Source organism: Rhodoferax sp., from assembly GCF_039922535.1.
Lineage (GTDB): Bacteria > Pseudomonadota > Gammaproteobacteria > Burkholderiales > Burkholderiaceae_C > Rhodoferax_B.
In genome coordinates this window covers 1-3,777 of sequence record NZ_JBDTEM010000382.1, presented here as the reverse complement: position 1 = coordinate 3,777, position 3,777 = coordinate 1, and the positions used below count along the sequence as shown (strand labels likewise).

The window sequence follows — 3,777 nt, the reverse complement described above, 5'->3', positions numbered from 1 at the left end:
AGCAGTGTCGAACTGCGCCTGCGAAATAACCCCCACGCTCAACATGCGGCCCAGCACCAGTTGCTGGCGGCGGGTGGCACGCTCCAAGTTGGTGATGGGGTTGGCGTAGGCCGGGTTTTGCGGTAGCCCGGCCAGCATGGCCATTTCGGCAATCGACAGATCGGCCAGCGGCTTGCCAAAGTACACCTGCGAGGCCGCACCAAAGCCGTAGGCCCGGTGGCCCAGGTAGATCTGGTTCATGTAGAGCTCCAGAATCTGGTCCTTGGTCAGGGACTTTTCGATCTTCAGCGCCAGCATGGCTTCTTTGAACTTGCGCTCTATCGTCTTGCGATTGCTCAGAAAGAAGTTGCGCGCCACCTGCTGGGTGATGGTGGATGCCCCTTGGCGCACCCCCCCGGTGAGGTTGGACACCACCGCCCGCAGCACGCCGATGGGGTCGATGCCGCTGTGTTCGCGAAAGCGCGTGTCCTCAATCGCCAGCAAGGCTTCTTGCATCAGCGGTGGGATCTGGGCGATGGGCAAGAAGACCCGCCGCTCGGAGCCAAACTGCGCAATCTCCACCCCGTCGCTGGTGTACACCTGCATGGCCTGCTGTGGCTGGTAGCGGGTCACCTTGTCGAGGTCGGGCAGGCTGGGGTAGTACCAGGCAGCGGCAATGGCGATGAGCAGGCCGCCGATCAGGCCCAGACCCCCGCAAACCCACAGGGCGGTGAGCCAGAGTTTGCCGGATTGGGTGCGAGGGGTGGGAGTGTGGTGTGTGTGTAGGGACATGGAACCTGGGTCGCGCAGCAACCGGCGGGAGCCGGGGCCGGGGTCATAGAGAGGGCGGCCAAATTATGGACCAGAGCCCAAAACCGCCAAGGGGACAAGCTTAATGGCGTCTTGTGAAGAGAGTGTGAAGTGAACTTTACTATTAAATAAATAGCTGCTAGCGCAGGCACAATATGCGCTGGAGGCCTAAAAAGCTTGTAATTTATTTGCAGCAAAGTTTTCTCCAGCCCCATTCGCCATTTTGGAACGGGCTCTTGGAACGGGTTCTTGGGGAGCGCTGTGTAAAGACCTATCGGTATTGGTCGATACTTGGGTCATGCAAATTTCATCGTCTACCTCCACCAGCGTGCAAGGCTCTCAGGGCAGCAAACAGATTGCGGCCCTGATGAAGCAGGTACGCCAGTTGACCGAGCAGTTGAAAAACGTGGCATCCCAAGACATGGACCCCAAAGCCAAAGAGGAGCGGGTCAAACTGCTGCAGGCCCAGATCCAGATGGTCGAGGCGCAGATCGCCGCCATCCAGCGCCAACAACAGCAAGAACAGCTCAGCCAGCAGCAAGAGGCCCAAGCCGCCAAGGATGCCCAGGCTGCCAAGGACGCACCCCGCCGTGCGCCCGGCTTGGGCGAGAACCTCGATACCTACGCCTGAGCCGCGCCGCCACCGGGCTTTTAATGCCCGGGTGCCTGGTCATTTGGGCACGTAATACCTGTATGTTCGTTGCCGCACAGACTCCTCGCATCTTTGGGCTTACAAGCAATATTGGCCTGGACCGTAGATCCGATGTTCGGCAGGTCTCATGTGCAGGGTGGTGACTTCAGTCGCTATGCCCCCAACAGGAGCTTCCCCATGCTGTCACTTCGTACTTTGGCCTTTGCGGTCGCCACCGTCACGGTTGGCCTTGCTGGATGTGCGCAGCCTGCCGTCGATCACGGCGCACGATCCCCGGCGGCGGGCCCGCTGTGAAAGGGCCGCAATGCACGCATCCTCTACACCGGTTGTCGCTCTGCCAAGCGCGGCCTATGGCTTCTATTGCACGCTCACGGGCTTGGGGCATCGTGCGCCTAGAGGTCAACGCCGACCAAACGGTGGGCTTCATGGACCCGGTCGCTGTGATGCAAATGACCGACGATTCCGAGGTCGCGAAGGTGGCCGCTGAAGTTCGGGAGCGTCTTCAACGCGTGCGCACCGCGTTGATGGCTTCCGCGACCCCCTTAACGTGAAACAACTTGCATGGCTCGGGGTGCTCTGCACCCAAGTCCATGAAAGCTAGAAAGGATGACTCCATGGACATGCACACAGAACACCGAGGCGATGCGGAAGCTGCGAAGACGGGCAAACCTCACGATACCGCCGAGGCAACCGACAAGTTAAAGGACCCGGTCTGCGGCATGGCCGTGACGGCTGCTTCCTCGCACCACTTGGAGCACGCAGGCAGGCCGTATTACTTCTGCAGTGCGGGTTGCCAATCGAAGTTCGCGGCCGATCCTGCGGTCTATGTTGCCAAGCCGACTGCCCCCGCTGCGCAAGCCGTAGCTGTCACGCCGTCGAAGACAGAGTCGGCGGCTGCGGTCTACACCTGTCCGATGCACCCCGAGATCCGGCAAGACCACCCGGGCAATTGCCCAAAGTGCGGCATGGCGCTGGAACCCATGGTGCCGACCCTCGACGACGACGAGAACCCGGAACTCGCCTCCTTCACCCACCGTTTCTGGTGGACCTTGCCGCTGACGGTAGTGGTCGCCACGCTGTCCATGTTCGGCCATCGGCTGGGCTGGTTCGATATGGCCACACAGAGCTGGGTCGAGCTGGCCCTGTCCTTGCCCGTGGTGCTGTGGGCAGGCTGGCCGTTCTTTGTGCGCGGCGCGCAGTCGGTGGTGGCACGCAGTCCTAATATGTGGACGCTGATCAGCTTGGGCACGGGTGCTGCGTTCCTCTATAGCGTGGTGGCGACGCTGGCGCCGGGCGTGTTCCCGGCGTCTTTCATCTCAATGGGCCGTGTGGCGGTCTATTTTGAAGCATCCGTGGTCATCATTTCGTTGACGCTGTGCGGTCAGCTGCTGGAATTGAAGGCGCGCTCAAAGACCTCGGCGGCCATCAAATCACTGCTTGGCCTGGCACCCAAGACGGCGCGCCGCGTGAAGCCGGACGGCAGCGAGGAAGACGTGCCTCTGGCCGACGTGGTGGAGGGCGACAGCCTGCGCGTGCGCCCTGGCGAGAAGGTGCCGGTGGACGGCGTGGTGCTAGAAGGCAGCAGTGCGCTCGACGAATCCATGCTGACCGGCGAGCCCCTGCCCGTCACCAAGCGGGTGGGCGACAAGCTCATCGGTGCCACGCTCAACACCAGTGGTGCTTTGCTGATGCGATCCGAGCACGTGGGGTCGGCCACCGTGTTGTCGCAGATCGTCCAGATGGTGGCGCAGGCGCAGCGCTCCAAAGCACCCATGCAGCGCATGGCCGACACGGTAGCGGCGTATTTCGTCTATGGGGTGGTGGGCATCGCGCTGCTGACCTTCTTTGCGTGGGGAATTTTCGGGCCGCAGCCGAGTTGGGTCTATGGGCTGATCACGGCGGTGACAGTGCTGATCATCGCCTGCCCGTGCGCGCTGGGGCTGGCCACACCCATGTCCATCATGGTGGCCAGCGGTCGCGGTGCGACGCAGGGCGTGCTGTTTCGCGACGCGGCCGCCATCGAGAACCTTTGCAAGGTCGATACGCTGATTGTCGACAAGACAGGTACGCTGACCGAAGGCAAGCCGACGTTCGAGAAGGCGCTGGGCACCCAGGGCTTCAGCGAGGACGAGGTGCTGCGCCTGGCAGCCAGCCTGGACCAGGGCAGTGAGCACCCTCTGGCAGCGGCCATCGTCAACGCGGCACGGGATCGCACACTGGCGCTGGAGAAGGTCGAACAGTTCGACTCCGCGTCGGGCATCGGTGTAAAGGGTGTGGTGGGAGGCAAGTCATTGGCCATTGGCAACGCGACACTGATGCAGCAGCTGGGTGTTGAT

At 62.0% G+C, this 3,777-nt stretch carries 4 protein-coding genes; 3 read left to right on the top strand and 1 reads right to left on the bottom strand.

Annotated elements, in window-relative coordinates; all coding sequences use genetic code 11:
* On the bottom strand, positions 1-771 hold a 771-nt coding region (locus ABI213_RS18340), incomplete at its 3' end, for a transglycosylase domain-containing protein (RefSeq protein WP_348028123.1).
* Between the two features lie 316 nt (positions 772-1,087).
* Between ABI213_RS18340 and ABI213_RS18335 the strand changes: the two genes are divergently transcribed.
* From ABI213_RS18335 to ABI213_RS18325, 3 genes are all read left to right on the top strand, one after another.
* Positions 1,088-1,420: a FlxA-like family protein gene (locus ABI213_RS18335; RefSeq protein WP_348028121.1), complete on the top strand. Its 333-nt coding sequence runs from the start codon at positions 1,088-1,090 to the stop codon at positions 1,418-1,420.
* A 371-nt stretch (positions 1,421-1,791) separates the two neighbouring features.
* Positions 1,792-1,992, top strand: coding sequence for a hypothetical protein (locus tag ABI213_RS18330; protein ID WP_348028119.1), 201 nt, complete (start codon positions 1,792-1,794; stop codon positions 1,990-1,992).
* 69 nt (positions 1,993-2,061) lie between these two features.
* Positions 2,062-3,777: heavy metal translocating P-type ATPase (locus ABI213_RS18325; RefSeq protein WP_348028125.1), on the top strand; the 1,716-nt coding region annotated here is incomplete at its 3' end.

Excerpts from the sequence above, each read along its gene's own strand:
- ABI213_RS18335 (WP_348028121.1), top strand. The coding sequence starts at position 1,088 with ATGCAAATTTCATCGTCTACCTCCACCAGCGTGCAAGGCTCTCAGGGC.
- ABI213_RS18330 (WP_348028119.1), top strand. The coding sequence starts at position 1,792 with ATGGCTTCTATTGCACGCTCACGGGCTTGGGGCATCGTGCGCCTAGAG.